Origin of the sequence: Ralstonia pickettii (assembly GCF_016466415.2) — a bacterium.
In the GTDB taxonomy this organism is placed as follows: domain Bacteria; phylum Pseudomonadota; class Gammaproteobacteria; order Burkholderiales; family Burkholderiaceae; genus Ralstonia; species Ralstonia pickettii.
In genome coordinates this window covers 2,670,033-2,694,321 of sequence record NZ_CP066771.1, presented here as the reverse complement: position 1 = coordinate 2,694,321, position 24,289 = coordinate 2,670,033, and the positions used below count along the sequence as shown (strand labels likewise).

Below are 24,289 nucleotides of genomic sequence, written 5' to 3'. Positions count from 1 at the left end.
GGGATGTGACCGCAACTTTCAGTGCGTTTCAGTTCGACCGGTAGGTTGGGTCCAGACGGTCGATCTGCGGCAGGAGGTCGGCCAGCGTGCCGCTGTTGTCGATCACGTCGTCGGCGGCGGCGAGGCGAGCTTCGCGTGAAGCCTGGCGGGCGATGATGGCTTCCACTTGCGCGCGGGGCAGCCCGTTCCTTGCCATCACGCGGGCGATCTGCGTGTCAACGGGGCAGTCGACCACCAGAATGCGGTCGACCAGCGAGCGCCAGCTGTGATGCCCGGCCAAGGATTCCACCAGCAGCGGGACGACGTAGACGAGGTACGGATGCGCGCCCGATGCCTGCGCAGCGGCCCCGCGCGACAGCGCAATCTCGCGGATGAGCGGATGCGTGATCTGCTCCAGTCGCGATTTGGCCGTAGCGTCCGAAAAGGCGAGGGCGCGCATGGCGTCGCGGTCCATGGCACCGTCACTGCGTAAGATGCCGGCGCCGAACGTTTCGACCAGCTTGGGGATGGCGGCGCCGCCCGGTGCGGTGATCTCGTGTGCGATGGCGTCGGTGTCGACAATGGCGGCGCCGCGCTCCGCAAGGCGATCCGCCACGTAGCTCTTGCCGCTGCCGATGCCGCCGGTCAGGCCGATCACGCGCATGCTGACGGTGCTCTTATGGCGCTAGCAGCGGACCGAGGCCCGCCATCACCAGCAATTGCGGGCCGGCCAGCAATGCGATCACGCCGGCTCCGGCAATGAACGGCCCGAACGAGAACGGCGATTCGCTCTTCGCGCCGCGCGCAATGCGCACGAGCCCAAACACCAGCCCCACGACCGACGACAGCAGCACCAGCAGCGGCAGCGCCTGCCAGCCGAACCACGCGCCGAGCGCGGCCATCAGCTTGAAGTCGCCGTAGCCCATGCCTTCACGGCCGCGCAAGAGCTTGTAGGCCCAATAGATCGACCACAGGAACAGGTAGCCGGCCATCGCGCCGATCACCGCATCGTGCAGGTGCGTGAACATGTCAAACAGGTTCACGCCCAGCCCCAGCCACAGCAGCGGCTGGGTGATCGCGTCGGGCAACAGCTGCGTGTCGGCGTCGATCATCGTGCCGGCGATTAGGAACCACAGCAGCACCGCCGATGCAACCGCTACCCACGTCGGGCCGAAGTGCCAAAGGCAGGCCGCCGTCAGCAGACCGGTGACCAGTTCCACAGCGGGATAGCGCCAAGAGATGGGCGTTTTGCACGCACTGCAACGGCCTCGCAGCGCAAGCCAGCTCAACACGGGGATATTCTCGATCGCCTTGATCTGATGGCCGCACGACGGGCACGCCGAGCGCGGCACGATCAGGTTGTATGCCTCCGGGTGAGGCAGCGGTTCTTCGCGCAACTCGGCGATATAGTTGGCTTCCTCCCGCTCGATCATGCGCGGCAGGCGGTGGATCACCACGTTCAGGAAGCTGCCGACCAGCAAGCCGACCAGCCCGCCTGCGGCAACTACAAACCACGCCGGCAGTTGCGCCAACGTGGGGATGACGAACATCTCAGGCATTGCGTCAGACCACCGTACCAAGCTTGAAGATCGGCAGATACATCGCCACCACCATGCCGCCGATTAGCACGCCGAGGAAGACGATGATGATGGGTTCGATCAGAGTCGAGATGTTGGCGACCGCATCGTCCACCTCGCGCTCGTAGAACTCCGCCACCTTCAGCAGCATGTTGTCCAGGGCGCCGGACTCTTCACCGATCTGCGTCATCTGCAGGACCATGTTGTCGAACACGTGTGTCGCTTGCATGGCGTTGGTGAGACTCGTGCCGATACGTACCGCTTGCTGAACCTCGAGGGTCGCATCATGGTAGATCCAGTTGCCTGCGGCCCCGGCGACCGACTCCATCGACTCCACGAGCGGCGTACCGGCTGCGAACATGGTAGCCAGCGTACGCGTCCAGCGAGCAATGGTTGCCTTGCGGATGATGTCGCCAAAGATGGGAATCTTCAGGATGAAGCGATGCGTCGAACGCTGGACGTTTTCAGATCGCTTGAATGCACGCGAAAACAGTGCAATGCCGGCAATGGGCCCTAGCACGATTGGTATCCACCACTTGACGAAGAAATCCGATATCGCAATGACGAACAGCGTCGGGGCTGGCAAATCGGCACCGAAACCGGAGAAAACACCCTTGAACGACGGCACCACAAAGATCATCAGCACCACGGTCACCAGGAAGGCCACCGTCAGCACCGAGATCGGGTAGATCAGGGCCGACTTGATCTGCGCCTTCAGTGCGAGGGACTTTTCCATGTACAGCGAAAGCCGCTCGAGCAGCGCATCCAGAATACCGCCTTGCTCGCCCGCGTCGATCAGGTTGCAGTACAGCGTGTCGAAGTACTTCGGGTGACGTCGGAAGGCTTGCGCCATGCTGCTGCCCGATTCAATATCGACGCGGATTTCCGTGAGCAGCTGCGTGAAGTTCGGGTTGGCGTGGCCCTTTGCGATGATGTCGATCGACTGCAGCAGCGGCACGCCGGCCTTCAGCATGGTCGACAGCTGGCGCGTGAAGTAGGCGATGTCCTTCGGCGTGATCTTCTTGCCGCGGGCCGCGCGGCGGCGCTTGGATTTGGTGATCGACAGGCCTTGCTTGCGCAGGATGGCATTCACCTCGGTGATGCTCTCGGCGCGCATCTCGCCCTTGAAGATCTTGCCTTTCCGATCTTTGCCTTCCCACTCGAAGATGTACTGCGTGGGCGCCTTGGTCTTGGCGGTCTTGCCGGTCGTGCGATTGGGCGCTGCGGCCGCGCGGTTCGCGGCGGGTGCTCGTGTGGCCATGGTTGGTTCCTACCCCCCGGTATGGGAACGATTGATCGAGAAGGTTATTGGTTCGTTGTGGCCAGCACTTCCTCGAGGGAAGTTAGCCCCTGCTTCACTTTTCGCAGGCCCGATTCGCGTAGCGACATCACGCCGTCTTTGCGCGCCTGCTCGGCAATCTGCAGCGCCGTGCCATGCGTGAGAATGATTTCCTGGATCGTTTCGGTAATTGGCATGACCTGGTAAATGCCGACCCGGCCCTTGTAACCGCTGCCGTTGCAGATCTCGCAACCGACCGGATGATACGGCTGCCATGAGCCGTCGAGGTCTGCCTCGGTAAAGCCTGCATCGAGCAACGTTTCCTTGGGCAGCGGACCGGGCTTCTTGCATTCCTTGCACAACCGGCGCGCCAGACGCTGCGCCGTAATCAGTAGCACCGAAGACGCGATGTTGAACGGCGCCACGCCCATGTTCATCAGGCGGGTCAGTGTGGTCGGTGCGTCGTTGGTGTGCAGCGTGGAAAACACCAGGTGACCGGTCTGCGCAGCCTTGATCGAGATGTCGGCCGTCTCCAGATCTCGGATTTCGCCCACCATGATGATGTCCGGATCCTGCCGCAGGAACGACTTCAGCGCCGCCGCAAAGGTCAGCCCAGCCTTGTCGTTCACGTTGACCTGGTTGATGCCGGGCAACTGGATTTCCGCTGGGTCTTCGGCGGTGGAGATATTGATGTCGCCCTGGTTCAGCCTGTTCAGGAACGTGTACAGCGACACGGTTTTGCCCGATCCGGTTGGCCCCGTCACGAGCACCATGCCGTACGGCCGCTTGATGACGTCGAGCAGCAACTGCTTTTGCTCCGGCTCATAGCCAAGCTGGTCGATATCGAGCCGCTCGGTGGACGACTCCAGAATCCGGATCACGATCTTTTCGCCGAACAGCGTCGGCAGCGTCGACACCCGGAAGTCGATGGCGCGCTCGATCGTCTCTTTGTTGTCCTTGTCCTTGCGGTCTTTCGGGACAGTGATGAGCAGCTTCATGCGGCCGTCTTGCGGCACGCGCTTTTCCGAGATGTCGAGGCGCGAGAGCACCTTGATGCGGGTCGCGATCTTGTCGCGGATATCGAGCGGCGGCTGCGCGACCTGCGCGAGGATGCCGTCGATGCGGAAACGCACGCGGTAAAACGTTTCAAAGGGCTCGAAATGCAAATCCGATGCGCCGCGCAGCAAGGCTTCGGTAAAGAGCTTCTGCAGGAAGCGCACCACAGGGGCATCGTCGATGCCGTCGGGGGTGGTGCGACGCGTGGCGGCGGCAGCGCCCGCATCGTATTCGATCTGCGTGGCTTCCTGCTTGGGGAAGAGCGACTTGATCTCGGCCGGCGCCTCATTGGCGAGGCTGAGTTGGCGAACCAGCTTGTCGTGTTCGACGATGACCGTTTCGATGGCCACGTTCATCTTCTGACGCAGCTCTTCGATCGGCTTCGGATCGCTCGGGTCGGACGTGGCGAGGATGAGGCGGTTCTCGCGACGGCCCAGCGGCAACAGGCGCAACTGGGCAAAGTGCTTGTTGGCCGACAGCACGGCCGGCACGGTGTCGAGCTTGTACTGTGCCAGGTCCAGCAGCGGCATCTGGTACTTGCCGGCCACGAACACGGCGAGGTCGTGCGCACTCATGATCCCGCTGCCCACCAGTTCGTCGATCAGTTGCGTGCGTTTCTCACGCGCGCTCTGTTCGAGCTGGGTAAGTAGCGTCGGCGCGATCCGCCGGCTCTGCGCTAGAGCGAGTCCGAGTGTCATGAGTCCAGTCCGTCAGGCTGAAGCTGACTATTTCAGCGCGCGCCGGGCCCCACCGCCTCCTGCGCGCGCTCGCCCCCCAAGGCGATTGTTCTATGTTCTGCAGCCGGTACCCCACCCATTCGTGGGGGGTGGTGCCCGGAACCGGGGCAGTTTGCCGACCGCCCCTGCATTTGTAAAGCGCACATCAAACCGCAGCTTGCATTTGTGCCACATCGGCAGAAAACCGCTCCAACTGAAGCGTTCGGCCTCAGGTGTGGCGTCAACTACGCTTTGGCTGCGGCGGCTGATGCAGTCGCACCGTGCGGATCGACTGACTGTCCATCTGGACGATGTCCATCACGCAGCCCGCGATCTTCACGCTGACCGTCGCCTCGGGAATCTCTTCCAGCTCTTCCAATAGCAGCCCGTTGAGCGTTTTCGGGCCGTCGGTCGGCAGACTCAGGCCCAGGCGCCGGTTCAGATCGCGCAACGACATTCCCGCATCCGCAAGATAAGTGCCTTCCTTGTCCCAGGCCAGCTTGCCGGCGTTGGGAAGCGTGGTGGTGAACTCGCCGATCATCTCTTCGATGATGTCCTCGAGCGTGACCAGCCCCAGCATGTCGCCGTATTCATTGACGATCAGCCCGAGGCGGCGGCGGTTCTCCTGAAAATACTGTAGCTGGCGGAAAACGGGTGTGCCGCTCGGTACGAAATAGGGCTCGGCCAGCAGGCTACGGAAATCGTCGTGCGTGAGTTCGGTGTGCCCCAGAAGTGACAGCGCCTTGCGCACATGCAGGATGCCGATCACCTGATCGCTGTCCTGCTCGAACACCGGAAGCTTGTTGTGATAGCAGGTCTCGAGCTGCTGGACGACCTCTTCGATCGGGCGCGACAGGTCGAGCGATTCCACCCGCGCGCGCGGCGTCATCACGTCGTCCACGGTGATGGCGTCCAGATCGAACAGGTTGAGCAGGATGCTGCGGTGCTTGTGCGGGATGAAGTTGCCCGATTCCAGCACCAGCGTGCGCAGTTCCTCGGTCGACATGCGCTGTTCCGGCGCCTTGCGCGTATTGATGCGCACCAGCCGCAGCACCCCCATGGCAAACGCGTTGACCACCGCGACCAGCGGCGTCGAAATCTGCAGCAGCGGCTTGATGATGAAGCTGGCGGGAAACGCAACGCGTTCGGGATAGGTCGCGCCCACGATCTTCGGGGCGATCTCGGCGAACACGATGATGAGAAACGCCACGATGGCCGTGGCGATCGACAGCGTCGTTCCGTTGTTGCCGAAGTAGTGGATCGCCAAGGTGGTGATCAGCACCGGCACGGCGGTATTGATCAGGTTGTTGCCGATCAGGATGAGCGAGAGCAGCTTGTCGGTCTGACCAAGCAATTGCAGCGTATTGCGCGCGCCGGATACGTTGGACTTTGCAAGATGGCGCAGGCGATGGCGATTGAGCGCCATCATCGCGGTTTCGGAAATCGAGAAGAAGGCGGAGCAACACAACAGCAGCACGACGGCGCCGATTTGTGCCCAGAGCGGCCAAGAGTCCAAAGCGGGAGAGGGAGAACGGCGAAGCGCCCACTATAACAGAGGGGTTTGGCGCTTCTGCGCACGCGGCCGTTGGTTGCGCGGACAGCGCAACACCCCGCTGAACTGAGCGGACGATGCCGAAAGAAGCTTGGAATTGCTGTGCGGCGATGCTGAAAACTGTGCCGCAGAAATGATTGAAATACGAGAAACTGGTCGGGGTGAGAGGATTCGAACCTCCGGCCTCTACGTCCCGAACGTAGCGCTCTACCAGGCTAAGCTACACCCCGATGCTTCTTCGCAGATCTCGTGCGTGTCAGGACTGACGTTGCAGCGAGAAAGCACACAAGTCTATCAGCGTCTGACGGAAAAGGGAAGGGGGTAATGCGTTTGCTGCGGCTTCGGCTGCAGCGGCTTCGCGCTCGGCGGCCTGGCGCGTGTACTCCAGCGCGCCGGAAGCCTGAATGGCAGCGAAGATCGCATCGAAATGTTCCGTGCCGCCTTGCTCGATGGCTTGGCGCACCAGTGCTCGCTGCTCTTCAGTGCCGTTCGATAGCAGGTGGATGAGCGGCAGTGTCGGCTTGCCTTCGCGCAGGTCGTCACCTGCGTTCTTGCCCATCTGGTCAGCGGTGGAGGTGTAGTCGAGCAGGTCGTCGACGATCTGGAACGCGGTGCCGATGCGGCGGCCATATTCGGCAGCGGCTTCTTCAGTGGCGGCGTCCGCGCCCGAGAGCACGGCGCCGATCTGGGCAGCTGCCTCGAACAGCTTGGCGGTCTTGTAGCGAATGACCTGCAGGTAGCGCTCTTCCGTCACGTCCGGGTCATGCATGTTCAACAGTTGCAGGACCTCGCCTTCAGAAATGATGTTGGTTGCGTCGGCCAGGATCTGCATGATGCGCATGCTGTTGGCCTGCACCATCATCTGGAAGGCGCGCGAATACAGGAAGTCGCCCACCAGCACGCTTGCGGCGTTGCCGAACACGGCGTTGGCGGTCTTGCGGCCGCGGCGCAGGTCGGATTCGTCGACCACATCGTCGTGCAGCAGCGTGGCGGTGTGGATGAACTCGACCACGGCGGCCAGCTCGTGCTGATGCTCGCCCTTGTAACCAAGCGCGTTTGCTACCAGCAGCAGGATCACCGGGCGCAGGCGCTTGCCGCCGGCGCTGATGATGTATTCGCCGATCTGATTGATCAGCACCACCTCCGAGCCCAGGCGGCGGCGGATCACGGCATCGACGGCGCGCATGTCTTCAGCGACAGGGGCGAGCAGGACGGAGGCGGAGGTCTGGGTCAAGGCGAATTCCGACAGAAAACGTGTGGCTGATGGTCGACTTGCGCGCGGACAAACAGCGCAAAAAACCGCGAGATTATAGAGCAACAAGGAGGTTTGCCCGATGGCTGGGCGCCCCACGCTTGACGTGGCGGGCCGTTGCGCAGGCGCAGCACACGTGCCAGGGTATTAGTCTTTGATTTGCTTGGGTTTTTCTTGTATAGTTGCGAGCTCTCTGTGTCCGTTGTCCGCGCATGTGGGCGGCGAGTGGCACAAGAGTCACGTTTTAGTTCTTTTATCGAGGTCCGACAATGTACGCGGTCGTAAAAACCGGCGGTAAGCAATACAAGGTTGCTGCTGGCGAAAAACTGAAAGTAGAACAGATACCGGCGGACGTTGGCGCAGAAATCACGCTTGACCAGGTGCTCGCAGTGGGCGCCGGCGACCAACTCAAGGTTGGTGCGCCGCTGGTGAGCGGGGCTGCCGTCAAAGCCACCGTCATCTCCCACGGTCGTCACGACAAAGTGCACATCTTCAAGATGCGCCGTCGTAAGCACTATCAAAAGCGCCAAGGGCATCGTCAAAATTACACCGAGTTGCGTATCGACTCGATCGTGGCCTAAGGCTGCGTCGTCTACGTAACCGGATAGGAGTTCAGTCATGGCACAGAAAAAAGGCGGCGGTTCCACACGGAACGGCCGCGATTCCGAGTCGAAGCGCCTGGGCGTGAAGGTGTACGGCGGTCAAGCCATCAACGCTGGCGGCATCATCGTCCGCCAACGCGGCACCCGCACGCACGCTGGTGTGAACGTGGGCATGGGCAAGGACCACACCCTCTTCGCGCTGGTCGATGGCCACGTTAAGTTCGCCACCCGCGGCGAAGGCAAGAAGCAGTTCGTCGACGTTGTTCCGGCGGCCTGATTCAGCCTTGTAGTAGAAAGGCCCCGCACCCGTGCGGGGCTTTTTCGTTTCTGGCTGCTAACAAAACGCGACCATGATCCTGGGCGGTACGCAGCTTCTTGGTGCGTGTTTCCAGGCGCGTTCTGTTAGCAATGGCGCGAGTGGCGCCGATTTCTTTTTTTACCTGCCGTGCGCACGTCGCACGGGCGGAGACCTCCATGAAGTTCATCGACGAAGCCCGGATTGAAGTGATCGCTGGTGACGGCGGCAACGGCAGCGCCTCGATGCGCCGCGAGAAATTCGTCCCGTTCGGCGGGCCGGATGGCGGCGACGGCGGGCGGGGCGGCAGCGTGTGGGCCGTGGCTGACCGCAACATCAACACCCTGATCGACTACCGCTTCGCCAAGAAGCATCTCGCGCGCAACGGCGAAAACGGCCGGGGAGCCGACTGTTACGGCGCTGCAGGCGAAGACATCACGCTGCGCATGCCCGTGGGCACGGCCATTTACGATGCCGACACGGAAGAGCTGATCGCCGACCTGACCGTCGACGGCCAGCGCCTGTGCCTCGCGCAGGGCGGCGAAGGCGGTTGGGGCAACATCCACTTCAAGTCGAGCACCAACCGCGCGCCGCGCCAGAAGACCGACGGCAAGGCCGGTGAGCGTCGCAACCTGCGCCTGGAGTTGAAGGTGCTGGCCGACGTGGGTCTGCTCGGCATGCCGAATGCCGGCAAGTCGACGCTGATCACGGCCATTTCGAACGCGCGACCGAAGATTGCCGACTACCCGTTTACGACGCTGCACCCGAACCTGGGGGTGGTCCGGACAGGCCCGTCGAAATCGTTCGTGGTGGCGGACATTCCCGGCCTGATTGAGGGCGCAGCAGAGGGTGCCGGTCTGGGGCACCAATTCTTACGGCACCTGCAACGCACGCGCGTGCTGCTGCATGTGGTGGATCTGGCCCCGTTCGACGAGAGCGTCGATCCGGTGGCTGAAGCCAAGGCAATTGTCGGCGAGCTGAAGAAATACGACGCTGAACTCTTCGACAAGCCGCGCTGGCTCGTGCTCAACAAGCTCGACATGGTGCCCGAGGACGAACGCGAAGCGCGCGTGAAAGACTTCGTGAAGCGCTTCAAGTGGAAGGGCCCGGTGCACCGCATTTCTGCGTTGACGCACGATGGCACGCAGGCACTTGTTCATGCGATTCAGGAATACCTCGACGAGCTGCGCGCCGAAGAGGATGCAGCCGCCGCCGCGCCCGACCAGCGTCTGGACCCGAGCCTGCACAACGTCGGCCACGACGATCAAGCGTAAACACAACAAACTTCCTTCGGAGACACGCCCACCATGGCCCTGCATTCGCTGATCGCCGATGCGCGCCGCCTTGTCGTCAAGGTCGGTTCCAGCCTGGTTACCAACGACGGCCGTGGCCTCGACCAGGCCGCCATTGCCCGCTGGGCCGCGCAGATCGCGGCGCTACGGGCGGCGGGCAAGGAAGTCGTGCTGGTCAGCTCAGGCGCCATCGCCGAGGGCATGCAGCGGTTGGGGTGGGCCAAGCGTCCGAAAGAAATTCATGAGTTGCAGGCCGCCGCCGCCGTCGGGCAGATGGGGCTGGCGCAGGTGTACGAATCCGAGTTCGCGCGACACAGCATCCGCACGGCGCAGGTGCTGCTCACGCATGGCGACCTGGCTGATCGCGAGCGCTATCTCAATGCACGTTCCACACTGCTCACGCTGCTGAGCCTCGGTGTCGTGCCGATCATCAACGAGAACGACACCGTCGTCACCGATGAAATCAAGTTCGGCGACAACGACACGCTGGGCGCACTCGTCACCAACCTGATCGAGGGCGACGCGCTGATCATCCTGACGGACCAACGCGGCCTGTACACCGCTGACCCGCGCAAAGAGCCGGGCGCCCGCTTTGTCGACGAGGCGCAAGCCGGCACGCCGGACCTTGAGCAGATGGCCGGCGGTGCCGGTTCGAGCATCGGCAAGGGCGGCATGCTGACGAAGATTCTGGCGGCCAAGCGTGCGGCAAAATCGGGCGCGCACACCATCATCGCGTCGGGTCGCGAGGCTGACGTGCTCGCGCGGCTGGCAAGCGGCGAGGCCATCGGCACGCAACTCCGCGCACCGACCGGGCGGATGGCGGCGCGCAAGCAGTGGATGATCGACCACCTGCAGTTGCGCGGTCGCGTGGTGCTCGACGCCGGCGCGGTCGAGAAGCTCACGGTCGGCGGGAAGTCGTTGCTGCCGATCGGCGTGACGGAAGTGCAGGGCGAATTTGCGCGCGGGGAAGTGATTTCCTGTGTGGACGCGGCGGGCCGCGAAGTGGCGCGTGGGCTGACGAACTATTCCTCCGCCGAGGCCCGGCTGATCGCGCGCAAGGCATCGTCCGAGATTGAGGCGGTGCTGGGCTACGTCAGCGCTGCCGAGCTGGTGCATCGGGATAACCTGGTGCTGCTCTGATCCAGCCGCTCGGCGAGCATGAAAACAAAAGGCCAACCTCGCGAGGTTGGCCTTTGTGTTTAGGGCGCGCATACGGCACGCCGGTGCGCGCCGCTTAGGGCCCGTAAAAACGTCCGCCCTGCCCGCCGAGACGGCGCACCAGCGTCGAGGCTTTCCCGTCGCCCGCAACTGACCGCACGTCGCAGAAGTACGAGCGCATCAACGCCGACGCATAGTCCGTCGGCCCGCCATTGCCAACGCGTTGCCAATCCGTCGCGGGCTTGTAGGCGTTCATGCTTGCCGATTCGGCATTCGCCGTTTCGTTCATGTCGACCGCGCGGTTGCCGACCCACTGGTTGGAGTCGTTGCGCAACGTCGCATAGATGCGTCGTTCCGCCGTGTCGCAGCGCAGGCCTTCGTAGTTGACGTTGCGCGCGCCGGTCTTGCTGGTGATCAGCACGGTGTAGCGCACCACGTTGTCCTTGCCGATCGACACCGATTTCGGATCGATCGCAAAGCGCAGCGGCGATTCATCACGGCCGCCCACATCGAATGGCACGGCATCACGATCGACCGGCGGGGCCGGGAAGGTGACGGCGTCTTCCTTGAAGGGCTTGTCGTTGAACGGGTCCATCAACAGCTTGTCTTCGAGGTCGCCGGTGCGGTTATGGCCACATGCCGTCAGCGCCAGCGCAGCCGCCAGCGCGAGCGGCACGAGAGCGCGGTGCGCTCCACGTGTCGTCGTCATCAGATTCACGAATTATCCTTGGGAGCCGTGTCGTCAGGGTTGGGAGAGATGGGGGCCGGCGCGGATACGCTCACCGTCTCGACGATGACCGTCGTGGTGGTGACGGTCAGGGCCGGCTGGGCGTGCTGTTCGTTCCGGCTGCCCTGGTCGCTGGAACGTTCGCGGCTATCGCGCGCGTCGCGTCCGTCGCGCTCTCGGTGCTGGCCGCCGCGCCCGTAGGGCGAGAGCGGCGCGCGGGTCTGACGCTGCACGAAGCGCGAAAGCTCCGACAGCGCCAGCTGATACACCTCGCGCTTGAACTCGATGACGGCCTCGAGCGGCACCCAGTACTGGCTCCACCGCCACGCATCGAATTCCGGATGCTCGGTGGCACGCAGTTGGATGTCGCAGTCGCGACCGACCATGCGCAGCAGGAACCAGATCTGTTTCTGGCCCCGATAGTGGCCGCGTATTTCGCGGCGGATGAACTTGTCCGGCACCTCATACCGCAGCCAGTCGCGCGTGCGACCGACGATCCGGACGTGTTCTGGCAACAGGCCGACTTCTTCGTGCAGTTCGCGGAACATCGCTTGTTCGGGCGTTTCGCCGTATTTGATGCCGCCTTGTGGAAACTGCCAGGAGTGCTCGCCAATGCGCTTGCCCCAGAACACCTCGTTTCTTGCGTTGATGAGGATGATGCCGACGTTCGGGCGGAAGCCTTCACGATCGAGCATGACTGCACCTCGAATACTTTAGAATTACGCCGATTATAGAGCGGCCCGTCGCTCGGCTGTCACAGAAGCCGAAATGTTGCCGCTCACTCGCGCCTCCTGGGGGAGGGGTGCCGATTGCGCGAATGTGCGCCTGGCGCCTCGTCTCATCTCCTGATTCCGGTGGCTTTTGCCCTTGTTTTCGCGGCTTTGGTTGGCCGCGTCATCCCTTATTGTCAGTCGCATGAAAGCGTCCCAATTCTTCATTTCCACGCTCAAGGAAGCGCCCGCTGACGCGGAGATCGTCTCGCACAAGTTGATGATGCGTGCCGGCATGATCAAGAAGCTCGGCGCGGGCCTCTATACGTATATGCCCGTGGGTCTGCGCGTGATCCGCAAGGTCGAGCAGATCGTGCGTGAGGAAATGAATGCCGCCGGCGCGGTGGAGGTGCTGATGCCGGTGGTGCAGCCGGGCGAGCTGTGGCAGGAGACCGGCCGCTGGGACAAGATGGGCGACGAGCTGCTGCGCTTCAAGGATCGCCACGAGCGCGACTTCGTCATGCAGCCGACGTCGGAGGAGGTGGTGACCGACATCGCCCGCACTGAAATTCGCTCGTACAAGCAGCTGCCCGTCAATTTCTACCAGATCCAGACCAAGTTCCGCGACGAGCGCCGCCCGCGTTTCGGCATCATGCGCGGCCGCGAATTCACGATGAAGGACGCGTACTCCTTCGACCGCGACGCCGAGGGCCTGAAGGTGTCGTACCAGAAGATGTACGACGCCTACACGCGCATCTTCCAGCGTTTCGGCCTGGAATTCCGCGCCGTGGCGGCCGACAACGGGGCCATCGGCGGCTCGGGCTCGCACGAGTTCCACGTGATTGCCGATACGGGCGAAGACGCCATCATCTACTGCCCGGATTCCGACTACGCCGCAAACATCGAAGCTGCGGAAGCCGTTGCCCCGGCCGCGCCGCGTGCCGCTGCCACCGAGGCCCTCACCAAGACGCATACGCCCGGCCGCGCCAAGTGCGAGGCTGTGGCCGAGCAACTGGGGATTCCGCTGCAGCGCACGATCAAATCCATCGTGCTGGCGACCGAAGTCGAGGGCGGCGAGCCCCAGATCTGGTTGCTGCTGCTGCGCGGCGACCATGAACTCAACGAGGTCAAGGCATCGAAGGTGCCGGGTCTGGCCGACTTCCGCTTCGCAACCGAGGGCGAAATCCTCCGCGCATTCGACACGCGCCCTGGCTATCTCGGCCCGATCGGCACGAAGCTGCCCGTGAAGGTGGTGGCAGACCGCACGGCGGCCGCCATGAGCGATTTCGTGGTCGGCGCCAACGAAGAGGATTACCACTTCACCGGCGTGAACTGGGGCCGCGACTTGCCCGAGCCCGAGGTTTACGACCTGCGCAACGTGGTGGCCGGCGACCCCTCGCCGGATGGCAAGGGCACGCTGGCCGTCTGCCGCGGCATCGAAGTCGGTCACGTCTTCATGCTGGGCACGCGCTACTCCGAGGCGATGAACGCGACGTTCCTCGACGAGAACGGCAAGACGCAGCCGATGGTGATGGGCTGCTACGGCATCGGCATCACGCGGATTCTGGGTGCGGCCATCGAGCAGAACTACGATGCGCGCGGGATTATCTGGCCGGCATCGATCGCGCCGTTCCAGGTGGTGATCTGCCCCGTGGGTTACGACCGCTCCGACGCCGTGCGCGAAGAAGCCGATCGCCTGCACGCCGAGTTGGTTGCCGCCGGCATCGACGTGATGCTGGACGACCGCGGCGAGCGCCCCGGCGCGATGTTTGCCGACTGGGAGCTGATCGGCGTGCCGTTCCGCGTCGTGGTGGGCGACCGCGGCCTCAAGGAAGGCAAGCTGGAATTTCAAGGCCGCCGCGACGAAGCCGCCACCGCTGTGGCCCCGGCCGATGTGTTGGCCACGCTGAAGGCGCGTCTCGCGCAATAACGCAACAACAGGACGACCCCGTATGCGCTGCTTGTCTTCAGCCCGCCTGATCGCCACTGCGCTGTGCGCGGGGACGTTGCTCGCGGGCACGCAGGCGGCGCGGGCGGGCGCCCAGAAAGAGGAATATCTGGCGGACTCCGTGCGCAGCGCGCTGTCTGCCGCCGTGGCCGACAGCCGCCCGTTGCGCCCGGTATTTGCCAGCAACGACGAGCAACTCGGCTACCTGCGCTGGCTGGCCGAGATGTCTGTGCGCATGTCGGGCAAGATTCCGCAGGCGTCGGTACGTGTCGAACTGATCGAGACGGCGTATTACGAGGCCAAACGCGCTGGTCTGGACCCGGCGCTGGTGCTCGGGCTCATCCAGGTGGAGAGCGGTTTCCGCAAGTACGCCATCAGCAGTGCCGGGGCGATGGGCCTCATGCAGGTGATGCCGTTCTGGACGCGCAGCATCGGCGACAACGACTCGCGCAAGCTCTTCCATCTGCAAAGCAACCTGCGGTATGGCTGCACGATCCTGCGTCATTACCTCGACATGGAAGGCGGCAATCTGTACCTGGCGCTAGGCCGTTACAACGGCAGCCGCGGCCAGCCGCAATATCCGAATGCCGTGCTGGCCGCCTGGAAGCGCTGGCAATATCAGGAGTCGAGCGCGATGACGGTATCGGCGCCGGTGCCTGCGGAATCCACTGCTCCCACGCCGCGTGCCAAGGCGCTGCCGGAAGTGCCCGCGCGCAATCCGTTCTCGCCGCTGCGTATTGCTGGCGGGCCGGCTGGTGGTTCGTGATCTTCCGTCGGCGAACCGTCGGCCTACAATAGGGCCATCTCTCCCTCGCCCGCATCTCCATCCCGCATGTCCACCACCCAACCGTACGCGACCATGTCTGACGCGCTGCGCGACTGGCTGCAGCGTCACGTGACCGAAGGTTTCGAGGCCGAATCCCTGGTGGCTTCGATGGTGCAATCCGGCTACGACCGCGCCTTCGCGCGCCGCGTCGTCGATGAGGCGCTGACTGCCCGCGCACCCGCCCCCGTCGTGGCGCCCGCGCCGACGCCTGCCGCCGACGAGGCGGTCGAAAACAGCAATGCCGTGCATACCGCCGATGGTGACATCCCGATCCTGTTCGCAATCGAGACGCCGCGCATCGTGCTGTTCCAGCACTTCCTGTCGGACCAGGAGTGTGACGAGCTGATCGCGATCGGGCGCAATCGCCTGAAGCGTTCGCCCGTCGTGAACCCCGATACGGGCGAGGAAAACCTGATCTCGGCCCGGACAAGCCAGGGCGGGATGTTCCAGGTCGGCGAGCATCCGCTGATCGCCAAGATCGAAGCGCGTATCGCGCAGGCCGTGGGCGTGCCGGTCGAACACGGCGAGGGCTTCCAGGTGCTGAACTACCAGCCCGGCGGCGAATACCAACCGCACTTCGATTTCTTCAACCCCGGACGCAGCGGCGAGGCACGCCAGCTTGAAGTCGGCGGTCAGCGCGTGGCGACCATGGTCATCTATCTCAACAGCGTGCAGGCGGGCGGCGCGACGGGCTTTCCGAAGCTCGGGCTGGAGGTGGCGCCCGTCAAGGGCAACGCCGTCTTCTTCGTCTACAAGCGGCCCGACGGCACGCTGGATGAAGACACGTTGCATGCCGGCCTGCCGGTCGAGCGTGGCGAAAAGTGGATCGCCACCAAATGGCTGCGGGAGCGCCCTTACCGTCGCGGCGCCTGATCGACGTCAGGCGATGGAATATACATTCCTCTCGGCGACCGTCCTGCTGGTGCTGATCACCGATCCGCTCGGCAACATTCCCATCTTCATCTCCGCGCTGCGGCAGGTCGCCCCCGAGCGCCGCAGCCGTGTCGTGCTGCGCGAGGTCGGCATTGCGTTCGTGCTGCTGCTCGTCTTCATGTTCTTCGGCGAGAGCTTTCTGCGCATGATGAGCCTGACCGACATGTCGCTGCAGATTGCAGGCGGCATCGTGCTGTTCCTGATCGCGCTGCGGATGATCTTCCCGCGTGAAGGCGCTGCCGAGTCGCAGCCCACCGGCGAGCCCTTCATCGTGCCGCTGGCGATTCCGGCCATCGCGGGCCCGTCGGCGATGGCCACGGTGATGCTCCTTGTATCGCAGGCGCCGGGGCGCATGTGGACCTGGGTCGGCTCTTTATGCGCGACGATGGCCGTGTGCGCCGTGGTACTGCTGAGCGCCACGCACATTCAGCGCCTCGTCGGCGAACGCACGGTGATGGCCTTCGAGCGTCTGATGGGGCTGATTCTGGTGGCGATTTCGGTGGAGATGCTGCTCAAGGGCATCCGCACATTCGCGCATCAACTCTGAACCACGCGCGGGCAACAAAAAAGGGCGACTAAAGTGTCGCCCTTTTTGCTTGCCGCGGTGCCGCGTCAGGTGTTCTTGAGCGCGCGGATGGTCGGCAGGTTGCGCCAGTAGCCCTTTGCGTCCATGCCGCAGCCGAACACGTAGCGGTCAGGCACGTTGAAGCCGCAGAAGTCGGGGTACAGAGGCTTGGATTTGGCGAGCGTTTTCTCGCAGAGCACCGCGGAGTAGAACTCGGCGGCGCCCATGTCGATGATGCGTGAGCGGATGGCGGCCATCGTCTCGCCTTCGTCGAGGATGTCGTCGAGCACCAGCACCGTGCGGCCCTTGACCGACTCGCGCGGCGCCACGCGCCACTGCATCTCGCCGCCCACCGTCGTGTTGTTGTAGCGCGAGAGGTGGATGTAGTCGAATTCGAGCGGGAAGGCCAGCTTGGGCAGCAGCATCCCGGTAAAGACGGCCGCGCCGCCCATCACGGACAGCACCATCGGGAACGTATCGCCGATCTTCTCGGTGATCTCTTCGGCCATGCGGTCCAGCGAGCCGCGCACGGCGTCTTCGCTGACGATTTCTTCGGAGTTGGCCCAGAGTTCGCGGGCCTGTTCTGCGCTCAGCATCTTTTCGGTTCGGTGAAACGGTTCGGTGTGTCGATCAAAAGTGCGATTCAGGAGGGAGGTAGCCCGCTCAGCGGCCGCCGAACAGTCCCTTCATGCCGCCTTTCATGCCGCCCATGGCGCGCATCATCTTCATCATGCCGCCGCCTTTGAGCTTTTTCATCATGCCTTGCATCTGCTCGAATTGGTTGAGTAGACGATTGACTTCCTGCACCTGCACGCCCGCCCCGGCGGCAATGCGGCGCTTGCGGCTTGCCTTGATGAGCTCAGGCTTGGCGCGCTCGGCAGCCGTCATGCTGTTGATGATGCCTTCCATGCGGCGGACCTGCTTTTCGGCCTGGTCCATGTTGGCACCTTGCGCCTGCTGCGCGAGCTGAGCCGGCAGCTTGTCCATCAGGCTGCCCAGACCGCCCATCTTTTTCATCTGGCCGATCTGGGCCTTGAAGTCTTCGAGGTCGAAGCCGCCGGTCTTCTTGATCTTGGCGGCAAGCTTCTGCGCCTCTTCCATGTCGACACCGCGCTGGGCTTCTTCCACCAGCGCAAGGATGTCGCCCATGCCCAGGATCCGCTGGGCCATGCGGTCGGGGTAGAACGGCTCCAGCCCGTCGAGCTTTTCGGCCACACCGACGAACTTGATCGGCTTGCCCGTGATGTGACGCACCGACAGGGCCGCGCCACCGCGCGCATCGCCGTCGAGCTTGGTCAGGACCACGCCGGTCAGAGGCAGGGTGTCGTTGAAGGCCTTGGCGGTGTTGACGGCATCCTGGCCGAGCATCGCATCGACCACAAACAGCGTTTCGGCCGGCTTGAGCTTGGCGTGCAGCGCGGCGATCTCCTGCATCATCGCCTCGTCGATACCGAGGCGGCCGGCCGTATCGACGATCAGCACATCGTGGTAGTGCTTCTTGGCCCAGTCCAGGGCTGCGGCGGCAATGTCCACCGGCTTCTGGTCGGGCTGCGAGGGGAAGAAGTCCGCGCCGACCTGCTCGGAAACGGTCTTCAACTGCGCGATGGCGGCGGGGCGATACACGTCGCACGACACCGTCAGCACTTTCTTCTTCTTGTTCTCTTTGAGCCACTTGGCGAGCTTGCCCACCGTGGTGGTCTTGCCGGCGCCCTGCAGGCCGGCCATCAGGATGATCGCGGGCGGCGTGACGTTGAGGTTCAGCTCGGCCGCGCGGCCGCCCATGATGTTGCTGCCGACGCCTTCCAGCGCTTCCTGGCCGCCGATGATGGCCGTCAGCTCGCGCTGCACGATGCCGACCAGCGCCTGGCCCGGCGAAAGGCTCGTGATGACGTCTTCGCCGAGCGCCTTTTCCTTGACGCGGGCAATGAATTCGCGCACGACCGGCAGCGCCACGTCGGCTTCGAGCAGCGCCAGGCGGACTTCGCGCAGCATCTCAGCGGTGTTGGCTTCGGTCAGGCGCGCTTCGCCGCGCATGGTCTTGACCACGCGCGCGAGCCGTTGGGTCAGGTTATCCAGCATGACAGTGACAGGGATCCGGAATTGGGGACGGGATGAAGAGGCGGCCGGCGCGCGTGCGACTTGCGCCGGCTGGGAATGTGCTCAATGTGCGCATGTTGCGTTGCCGCCCAACGAGGCTTTCGGCGGGGGCGGGCCCCAGCCAAAACTGGGGTGCGCTGCGGTAAACTATGCAAATGGCAATTGTACTGTATGCGCTGACGGCGCTTCTCTACGGCATCCTCGCTTCGGTAGCGTGGGCGCGACGCGGTGGACTGGGTGCCCGGGCGCCGGCGGGAGCCATGGCGGCAGGCGGTCAGTCGCCGGGTGCCACGGTGCTCGTTCCGCCGCCTCCGGGGGCTGCCGACACTGTCCCGGGCTGGTGGCGCTGGGGTCTGCTGGCCGCCTTGATCGCGCACGGGTTCCTGCTGCACGAGACGATCTTCCCGGCCAGCGCCATGGTATTTGGCTTTGCCTATGCGTTGTCGGCCATGCTGTGGCTGGGCGTCGGCATTTTCTGGATCGAAAGCCTCTTCTTCTCGCTGGCCGGCCTCGGCCTGCTCGTGATGCCGGTGGCGCTGGTCGGAAGCCTGCTGCCGTTGGCCTTTCCGGGTACGCAAATTCTCGGCTATGCGGCCAGCCCCCTGTTCAAGCTGCACTTCGCTATTGCCAACGTCGCCTACGGGCTGTTCACGCTAGCGGCATTCCATGCGATCCTCATGCTGGCTGCAGAGCGTCGCCTGCACACCATCAACCGCCCGGAGGCAAGCGGGTTCGGCCGTTGGCTGGATCTGCTCCCGCCGCTGCTCACGCTCGAAAAACTGCTGTTCCGGCTGATCGGGGCGGGCTTCGTTCTGCTGACGCTGACGATCGCCTCGGGCGTGCTGTTCTCCGAGCAGCTGTTTCACAGCGCCTTCCATTTCGATCACAAGAATATCTTTGCCGTGCTGTCGTGGGTGATGTTCGGCGGCATTCTGATCGGTCGGCGTTTTCGCGGCTGGCGCGGACGCGTGGCGCTGCGCTGGGTGATGGCGGCCTTCGCGATCCTGATGCTGGCGTATGTGGGCAGCCGCTTCGTGCTCGAAGTCATTCTGCATCGCGCCTAGCGTGTTCCTGGCGCCTGCGCCGTTACTTGTCCTTGTCAGTTCCCCATGTCCCGTCCCGTCCTGCTGATCCTGATGCTGCTCGCCGGCTGGTGGTGGTTGAGCCGCCTGGGGACGCGTTCGTCCCGCTCCTCGGGGCAGGGCCAGACAGCCTCGGGCGGACAGGGCTCAGCCAAGCGCCCTACTGAGCCCGAGGCCTCCCAACCCATCGAGCAATGTGCCGTGTGCGGCGTGCACGCGCCGCGCACCGGCATGGTCGCGCTGGCGGGTGGCCGCTATCGCTGCCCCGAGCATGCTGACCGGGGCAACGCATGACGCCCGAAGCGTCGGGTGCCGCGCGGGCCACGCCGTCCGGCGCGCGTAGCTTGCTCTCGCGCCTGAACGCCTGGCGCGCACTCCGATCGGTCTGGCTGGAGCCTGATCCGCCTGAGTTCCAGTGGCGGCTGCTGCGCTATTTCGCCTTCAGCCGCGCCGCCGTGGCGCTGGTGCTGTTGCTGTTCGTGATGGTGCCGCGCGAGCACAACGAAGCAGCCGGCCTGCCCAATAGCGAAGCGCTGCTCAGCCTGACGCTGCCGTATCTGGCGATGGCCCTGCTCATCCTTGCCGCAGCCGGCTGGTGGCGCACGCGATTCCAATTCCGTGTGCGGCTGGACGTGGTGCTCGATCTGCTGTTCCTCGGGCTGGCGTATGCCACGCTCTCGCGCCTGTCGGCCAGCGTGGCGATGGTGCTGCTGATGCCGGTGCTGGCTGCCGGCGCGCTCACCAGCCTGCTGTTTGCGCTGTTCACGGCGGCTGTGGCATCGATCGTGGTGCTGGCCGATCCGTTCCTGCAGATGCTGAACGACGGCGTGATTGCGCCGGGCCTGGCATCTGCCGGGCTGTACGGCCTGGTGTACATGATGGCCGCGTCAATGATGTACGGCCTGTCGCACCGCCAGATCACGCAGGAACGATTGACGATGGCGCGCGAGCGCGAATTGCGCCTGCAGCAGCTCGTCAACCGGTTGATGGTCTACGACATGCAGGACGGTGTGATGCTGGTGCGTGCCGACGGTCGCGTCGTGGCGGCCAACCCGGCTGCCGCCATGCTGCTGGGCGTGCCGCAGAGCGCCTTTGTCAGCAGCGGTGCGATGCTGTTCGACTTGAAGGACGTGCCCCACCTGCGCCCGCTGCTCGAAACGCTGCGCCAGTGGCTGCGCCGCAAGAGCCGTCCCACCGATGGCACCGGTGACAACGATGCGCCGCGCATCCTCGACCTGCTTCCCATCAGCTCGAGCGGCCGGGCCGGCCGTGCCATGTTGAGCGCCCGCCTGCGCCTGCGCTTCATCCTGCCGAGCCTTGCCAATCTGCGCAGCGTCTATTTGGATAGCCTCGTCAGCTCCATCGGCCTGGGCTTGCCGGGCGAGGGCGGCGAGATGCGTCAGCGCATGCCCTCGGCGGACGCCATCACGCAAGGCTGGTCGGCGGACGATGAAGCGTTTCTGCGTCACGAGTTGCATGACACCGTGCTGGTCCACGTGGAAAGCTGGGAGCGTGTGGCGGAGCAGGCGCAGCAGGAAAAGCTGGCCTCGATGGGGCGGCTGGTAGCCAGCGTCGCGCACCAGATCCGCAACCCGCTGGCCGCAATCAGCCAGGCCGCGGAACTGCTCGACGATCCAGGCGACGGCCACGATGGCGGCGCCCACCCGCGCCCGGAAAGTTCCGGCGTGGAGACACGCCTGCTGCGCATCATCCGCGACAACGTGCGCCGGCTCGACCAGGTGGTCGCCGACGTCTTGATGCTCTCGCGCCGCCCTCGCGGCGAACGCGTGCGCGTGCAACTGGCGCAGGTGCTGCCGGAGGTCGTGGATCGCTGGCGTGCCGAGGCCGTGCGCCGCGCAGGCGAGGCCACCGAGATCAACCCGAACCTCGTGCGCGTGGCGGTCGACCTGGACAAGCCCGTGCTGTTCGACCCGGCGCAGTTGCAGCAGGTGGTGGGCAACATGCTCGACAACGCGCTGCGTTATTGCCGCCGCGTTCCCGGCTCGATCCAACTGGCCGCCTACGCGCTTGACGACGCCCACGCCGAACTCGTCATCTGGAACGACGGCCCCGAGGTGCCCACCGAGCAGCAGCGCAGCCTGTTCGAGCCGTTCTTCACGAATGACGCACAAGGCACTGGCCTCGGGCTCTACATGGCCCGCGAGTTGTGTAGCGCCAACGATGCGCAGATCCGTTACGGCGCCATCGCACTGGAATCCTTGCTCGATCGCACCGGAGCGTTGACCATGGAGGCGCGCGGCACCTTGCCACGCCGCGCCTTCGTCATCACCCTGATGTTTGACCAACCTGCCGGGCCGATCGCGGAATGATCCGCCGGCCGTGAATTTCCGCCGATCTTCTGCTGATCCATGCCTAAAGCCGCCATCGTTCGCGAACCCATTCTCGTCGTCGATGACGAAGCCGACCTGCGCGAGCTGCTGGAGATTTCCCTGCGCCGCATGGGGCACGACGTCGTGCTTGCCAGCGGGCTGGCCGAGGCGCGCGAAGCGCTGTCCCGGCAGCGCTTTGCACTGGTGCTGACCGACATGCGCCTGGGCGATGGCCTGGGCATTGAACTCGTGCGCCAGCTGTCTGCTACGGCCGACCGCACGCCGGTTGCCGTCATCACCGCTTATGGCAGCGCAGAGAACGCGGTCGAGGCGCTCAAGGCGGGCGCGTTCGATTACATCGCCAAACCGCTCTCGCTCGACCAGCTTCGCAGCCTCGTGCTGAATGCGCTGGGCCGCCAGCAGCGCGATCCCGATCCCGGTAATGCCGATTTGGCCGAACGGACCAACGATCTGCTGCCCGGCCACTCCGCCGCGATGCAGGAAGTGCGCCGCTCGTTGATGCGCCTGGCGCGCAGCATGGCGCCGGTGGTGATCAGCGGCGAATCGGGCAGCGGCAAGGAGCGTGCGGCCCGCGCCATCCATGCGTTGTCGTCGCGCGCGGCGCGGCCGTTCGTGGCGGTCAACTGCGGCGCGATTCCCGAAAACCTGATGGAAGCCGAGTTTTTCGGCTACGTGAAGGGCGCTTTTACCGGCGCCGACAGCGATCGCCAAGGCTTCTTCCAAGCGGCCAACGGCGGCACGCTCATGCTCGACGAGGTGGCCGACCTGCCGCTCACGATGCAGGTGAAATTGCTGCGCGCGCTGCAGGAGCGCCGCGTGCGCAAGATCGGCGAGAGCCGCGAAGATCCCGTCGACGTGCGCGTCGTGTGTGCGAGCCACCAGAATCTGGCACGGCTGGTGGCCGCCGGCCGTTTCCGCGAAGACTTGTTCTACCGCCTGAACGTGCTGGAACTGCGCATGCCTACGCTGCGCGAGCGGGCCGAAGACGTGCCCGTGCTGGCCGGTGTGCTGCTCGAACAGCTCGCCAGCCGCTACGGCGATCCGCGCCCAAAACGTCTGACGCGACCGGCGCTGCAGCAACTGTGCGCGTATCCGTTCCCGGGCAATGTGCGCGAACTGGAGAACCTGCTGGAGCGTGCGTACGCATTTGCCGAAGGCGAGTCGATCGACGTGGATGACCTTGGCGCTCTCGGCGCTGAGATCGAGCGCTCGCCGCTGTTTCACCGCACGCGCGAGGCGCAGGCTGCCGCGGCAGGCAATCACCCGTTGGCCCCGTCGCCGATGGCCGGCTGGCCTGATGCCGTCTATATGCCGGCGCCCGTGCCAAGCCCGATGGGGATGCCGCAACCGCTGGCACCGTCCGAGCCGGCACCGGTTGCGCGGCCGGCCGAACCCGCCCTGCCGAACGTTGCGCTGCCGATCGATCTGCCGGCTTACCTGGAGTCGGTCGAGCGCAACGTCATCCTCGCCGCGCTGGACCAGACGGGTTTCAACCGCACCGCAGCGGCCAAGTTGCTTGGGCTGTCATTCCGTCAGTTGCGCTATCGCATGCAGCAGCTTGGCATTCGCGATCCGCGTGACGTTGAAGCGTCGCCGGGCAGCGTCGGCGAACCGGCCGGAAATGGGCTGAACGGCGATGCCTGAACGGTCGCACATCGGCGCGGACGGATGGGTGGATGGCGCGCGCCGCCATCCCTCGCCGAATATCGACGCACGACCCGACGGCATGCCGATCGACCTGATCGTGCTGCACAACATTAGCCTGCCGCCTGCGCAATCCGGCGCGGACTTCGGCACCGACCACGTGCTCGACTTCTTCACCAACACGCTCGACTGCGACGCGCATCCGTATTTCGAGCAGCTGCGCGGCGTGCGCGTGTCGGCGCATTTCTTCATCCGTCGCACGGGCGAATGCGTGCAATTTGCATCGTGCGATGCGCGCGCCTGGCATGCCGGTGCGTCCGACTTCTTCGGCCGCACGCGCTGCAACGATTTCTCGGTCGGCATCGAAATCGAGGGCACGGACGATCTGCCCTTTACGCCCGAGCAGTACGCCACCACGGCATCGCTTGTGCGGGCGATCTGCGCGGCATACCCGATTGCAGCGATCGCCGGTCACTCGGACATTGCGCCGGGCCGCAAGACGGACCCCGGACCGCATTTCGACTGGGCGCATCTGCGTGCGCTGGGCGGATTCAATGCGGCGTTGTTTCCGTATCAGCACGCGCTCTGAAATGAAAAGGGGCGGCCCGTTGCGAGGCCGCCCGCGTTTTCCCTGCTGATCTTTCTACT

The 24,289-nt window shown here is 64.4% G+C and carries 23 protein-coding genes and 1 tRNA gene; 13 read left to right on the top strand and 11 right to left on the bottom strand.

From position 1 onward, the window contains the following. Nucleotides 1–28 precede the first annotated feature (28 nt). The 7 genes from coaE to ispB all read right to left on the bottom strand — a co-directional run bounded on the left by coaE (nt 29) and on the right by ispB (nt 7,345). Nucleotides 29–643, bottom strand: coding sequence for a dephospho-CoA kinase (gene coaE, locus RP6297_RS12725; RefSeq protein WP_009241592.1), 615 nt, complete (start codon nt 641–643; stop codon nt 29–31). Nucleotides 644–656: 13 nt separating this feature from the next. Beyond that, nucleotides 657–1,538, bottom strand: a complete 882-nt coding sequence (locus tag RP6297_RS12720; protein ID WP_009241591.1) for a prepilin peptidase — start codon at nt 1,536–1,538, stop codon at nt 657–659. Nucleotides 1,539–1,542: 4 nt separating this feature from the next. Next, a complete protein-coding gene (locus RP6297_RS12715; protein WP_004633031.1) occupies nt 1,543–2,817 on the bottom strand; it encodes a type II secretion system F family protein in 1,275 nt (424 codons plus the stop codon). A gap of 44 nt (nt 2,818–2,861) precedes the next feature. Next, entirely contained in the window at nt 2,862–4,589 is a 1,728-nt protein-coding gene (gene pilB / locus RP6297_RS12710; RefSeq protein ID WP_009241590.1) for a type IV-A pilus assembly ATPase PilB, read from the bottom strand. A gap of 259 nt (nt 4,590–4,848) precedes the next feature. Beyond that, nucleotides 4,849–6,123 (bottom strand): HlyC/CorC family transporter, encoded by a 1,275-nt coding sequence (locus tag RP6297_RS12705; RefSeq protein WP_009277681.1) that lies wholly within the window; start codon nt 6,121–6,123, stop codon nt 4,849–4,851. Nucleotides 6,124–6,312: 189 nt separating this feature from the next. Continuing rightward, nucleotides 6,313–6,389 (bottom strand) — tRNA-Pro (locus RP6297_RS12700). A 26-nt stretch (nt 6,390–6,415) separates the two neighbouring features. Further along, nucleotides 6,416–7,345: an octaprenyl diphosphate synthase gene (gene ispB / locus RP6297_RS12695; RefSeq protein WP_050775659.1), complete on the bottom strand. Its 930-nt coding sequence runs from the start codon at nt 7,343–7,345 to the stop codon at nt 6,416–6,418. Between the two features lie 335 nt (nt 7,346–7,680). Here ispB and rplU point away from each other — a divergent pair, with 335 nt between their 5' ends. The 4 genes from rplU to proB all read left to right on the top strand — a co-directional run bounded on the left by rplU (nt 7,681) and on the right by proB (nt 10,740). Then, nucleotides 7,681–7,992: a 50S ribosomal protein L21 gene (gene rplU, locus RP6297_RS12690; RefSeq protein ID WP_004633023.1), complete on the top strand. Its 312-nt coding sequence runs from the start codon at nt 7,681–7,683 to the stop codon at nt 7,990–7,992. 37 nt (nt 7,993–8,029) lie between these two features. Next, nucleotides 8,030–8,290, top strand: coding sequence for a 50S ribosomal protein L27 (rpmA, locus tag RP6297_RS12685; RefSeq protein ID WP_009241587.1), 261 nt, complete (start codon nt 8,030–8,032; stop codon nt 8,288–8,290). 197 nt (nt 8,291–8,487) lie between these two features. Then, nucleotides 8,488–9,582 (top strand): GTPase ObgE, encoded by a 1,095-nt coding sequence (gene obgE, locus RP6297_RS12680; protein WP_009241586.1) that lies wholly within the window; start codon nt 8,488–8,490, stop codon nt 9,580–9,582. 33 nt (nt 9,583–9,615) lie between these two features. Continuing rightward, nucleotides 9,616–10,740, top strand: coding sequence for a glutamate 5-kinase (gene proB / locus RP6297_RS12675; protein WP_009241585.1), 1,125 nt, complete (start codon nt 9,616–9,618; stop codon nt 10,738–10,740). A gap of 94 nt (nt 10,741–10,834) precedes the next feature. Here proB and RP6297_RS12670 read toward each other — a convergent pair whose 3' ends face one another. Both RP6297_RS12670 and RP6297_RS12665 read right to left on the bottom strand, forming a co-directional pair. After that, on the bottom strand, nt 10,835–11,467 hold the full coding sequence (locus RP6297_RS12670) for a CNP1-like family protein (protein ID WP_009241584.1): 633 nt from the start codon (nt 11,465–11,467) through the stop codon (nt 10,835–10,837). 5 nt (nt 11,468–11,472) lie between these two features. Continuing rightward, entirely contained in the window at nt 11,473–12,180 is a 708-nt protein-coding gene (locus RP6297_RS12665) for an RNA pyrophosphohydrolase (protein WP_009241583.1), read from the bottom strand. Between the two features lie 220 nt (nt 12,181–12,400). Between RP6297_RS12665 and RP6297_RS12660 the strand changes: the two genes are divergently transcribed. From RP6297_RS12660 to RP6297_RS12645, 4 genes are all read left to right on the top strand, one after another. After that, nucleotides 12,401–14,125 carry a proline--tRNA ligase gene (locus tag RP6297_RS12660; RefSeq protein WP_009241582.1) on the top strand — a complete coding sequence of 575 codons (1,725 nt, stop codon included), beginning with the start codon at nt 12,401–12,403 and terminating at the stop codon, nt 14,123–14,125. 22 nt (nt 14,126–14,147) lie between these two features. Further along, a complete protein-coding gene (locus tag RP6297_RS12655; protein ID WP_009241581.1) occupies nt 14,148–14,909 on the top strand; it encodes a lytic transglycosylase domain-containing protein in 762 nt (253 codons plus the stop codon). A gap of 66 nt (nt 14,910–14,975) precedes the next feature. Next, nucleotides 14,976–15,842: a 2OG-Fe(II) oxygenase gene (locus tag RP6297_RS12650; protein WP_009241580.1), complete on the top strand. Its 867-nt coding sequence runs from the start codon at nt 14,976–14,978 to the stop codon at nt 15,840–15,842. A gap of 13 nt (nt 15,843–15,855) precedes the next feature. After that, nucleotides 15,856–16,449, top strand: coding sequence for a MarC family protein (locus RP6297_RS12645; protein WP_009241579.1), 594 nt, complete (start codon nt 15,856–15,858; stop codon nt 16,447–16,449). A 65-nt stretch (nt 16,450–16,514) separates the two neighbouring features. Here the strand turns inward: RP6297_RS12645 and RP6297_RS12640 are convergent, their stop codons facing one another. Continuing rightward, nucleotides 16,515–17,063, bottom strand: a complete 549-nt coding sequence (locus tag RP6297_RS12640; protein WP_009241578.1) for a hypoxanthine-guanine phosphoribosyltransferase — start codon at nt 17,061–17,063, stop codon at nt 16,515–16,517. A gap of 67 nt (nt 17,064–17,130) precedes the next feature. Beyond that, on the bottom strand, nt 17,131–18,546 hold the full coding sequence (ffh, locus tag RP6297_RS12635; protein WP_009241577.1) for a signal recognition particle protein: 1,416 nt from the start codon (nt 18,544–18,546) through the stop codon (nt 17,131–17,133). A 173-nt stretch (nt 18,547–18,719) separates the two neighbouring features. On the opposite strand from ffh, the gene RP6297_RS12630 reads away from it, so the two are divergent. The 5 genes from RP6297_RS12630 to ampD are packed head-to-tail and all read left to right on the top strand — an operon-like array spanning nt 18,720 to nt 24,230. Beyond that, nucleotides 18,720–19,628, top strand: a complete 909-nt coding sequence (locus RP6297_RS12630) for a cytochrome C assembly family protein (protein WP_012762946.1) — start codon at nt 18,720–18,722, stop codon at nt 19,626–19,628. A 45-nt stretch (nt 19,629–19,673) separates the two neighbouring features. Then, on the top strand, nt 19,674–19,940 hold the full coding sequence (locus tag RP6297_RS12625; protein ID WP_009241575.1) for a hypothetical protein: 267 nt from the start codon (nt 19,674–19,676) through the stop codon (nt 19,938–19,940). Continuing rightward, nucleotides 19,937–21,976 carry an ATP-binding protein gene (locus RP6297_RS12620; RefSeq protein ID WP_009241574.1) on the top strand — a complete coding sequence of 680 codons (2,040 nt, stop codon included), beginning with the start codon at nt 19,937–19,939 and terminating at the stop codon, nt 21,974–21,976. The genes RP6297_RS12625 and RP6297_RS12620 overlap by 4 nt, the downstream gene beginning before the upstream one ends. A 39-nt stretch (nt 21,977–22,015) precedes the next feature. Then, a complete protein-coding gene (locus tag RP6297_RS12615) occupies nt 22,016–23,641 on the top strand; it encodes a sigma-54-dependent transcriptional regulator (RefSeq protein ID WP_009241573.1) in 1,626 nt (541 codons plus the stop codon). Next, the gene (gene ampD / locus RP6297_RS12610) at nt 23,634–24,230 is read left to right on the top strand and encodes a 1,6-anhydro-N-acetylmuramyl-L-alanine amidase AmpD (protein ID WP_009241572.1); all 597 of its coding nucleotides are present in this window, start codon (nt 23,634–23,636) and stop codon (nt 24,228–24,230) included. Before RP6297_RS12615 ends, ampD begins: the two co-directional genes overlap by 8 nt. Nucleotides 24,231–24,289: the final 59 nt, after the last annotated feature.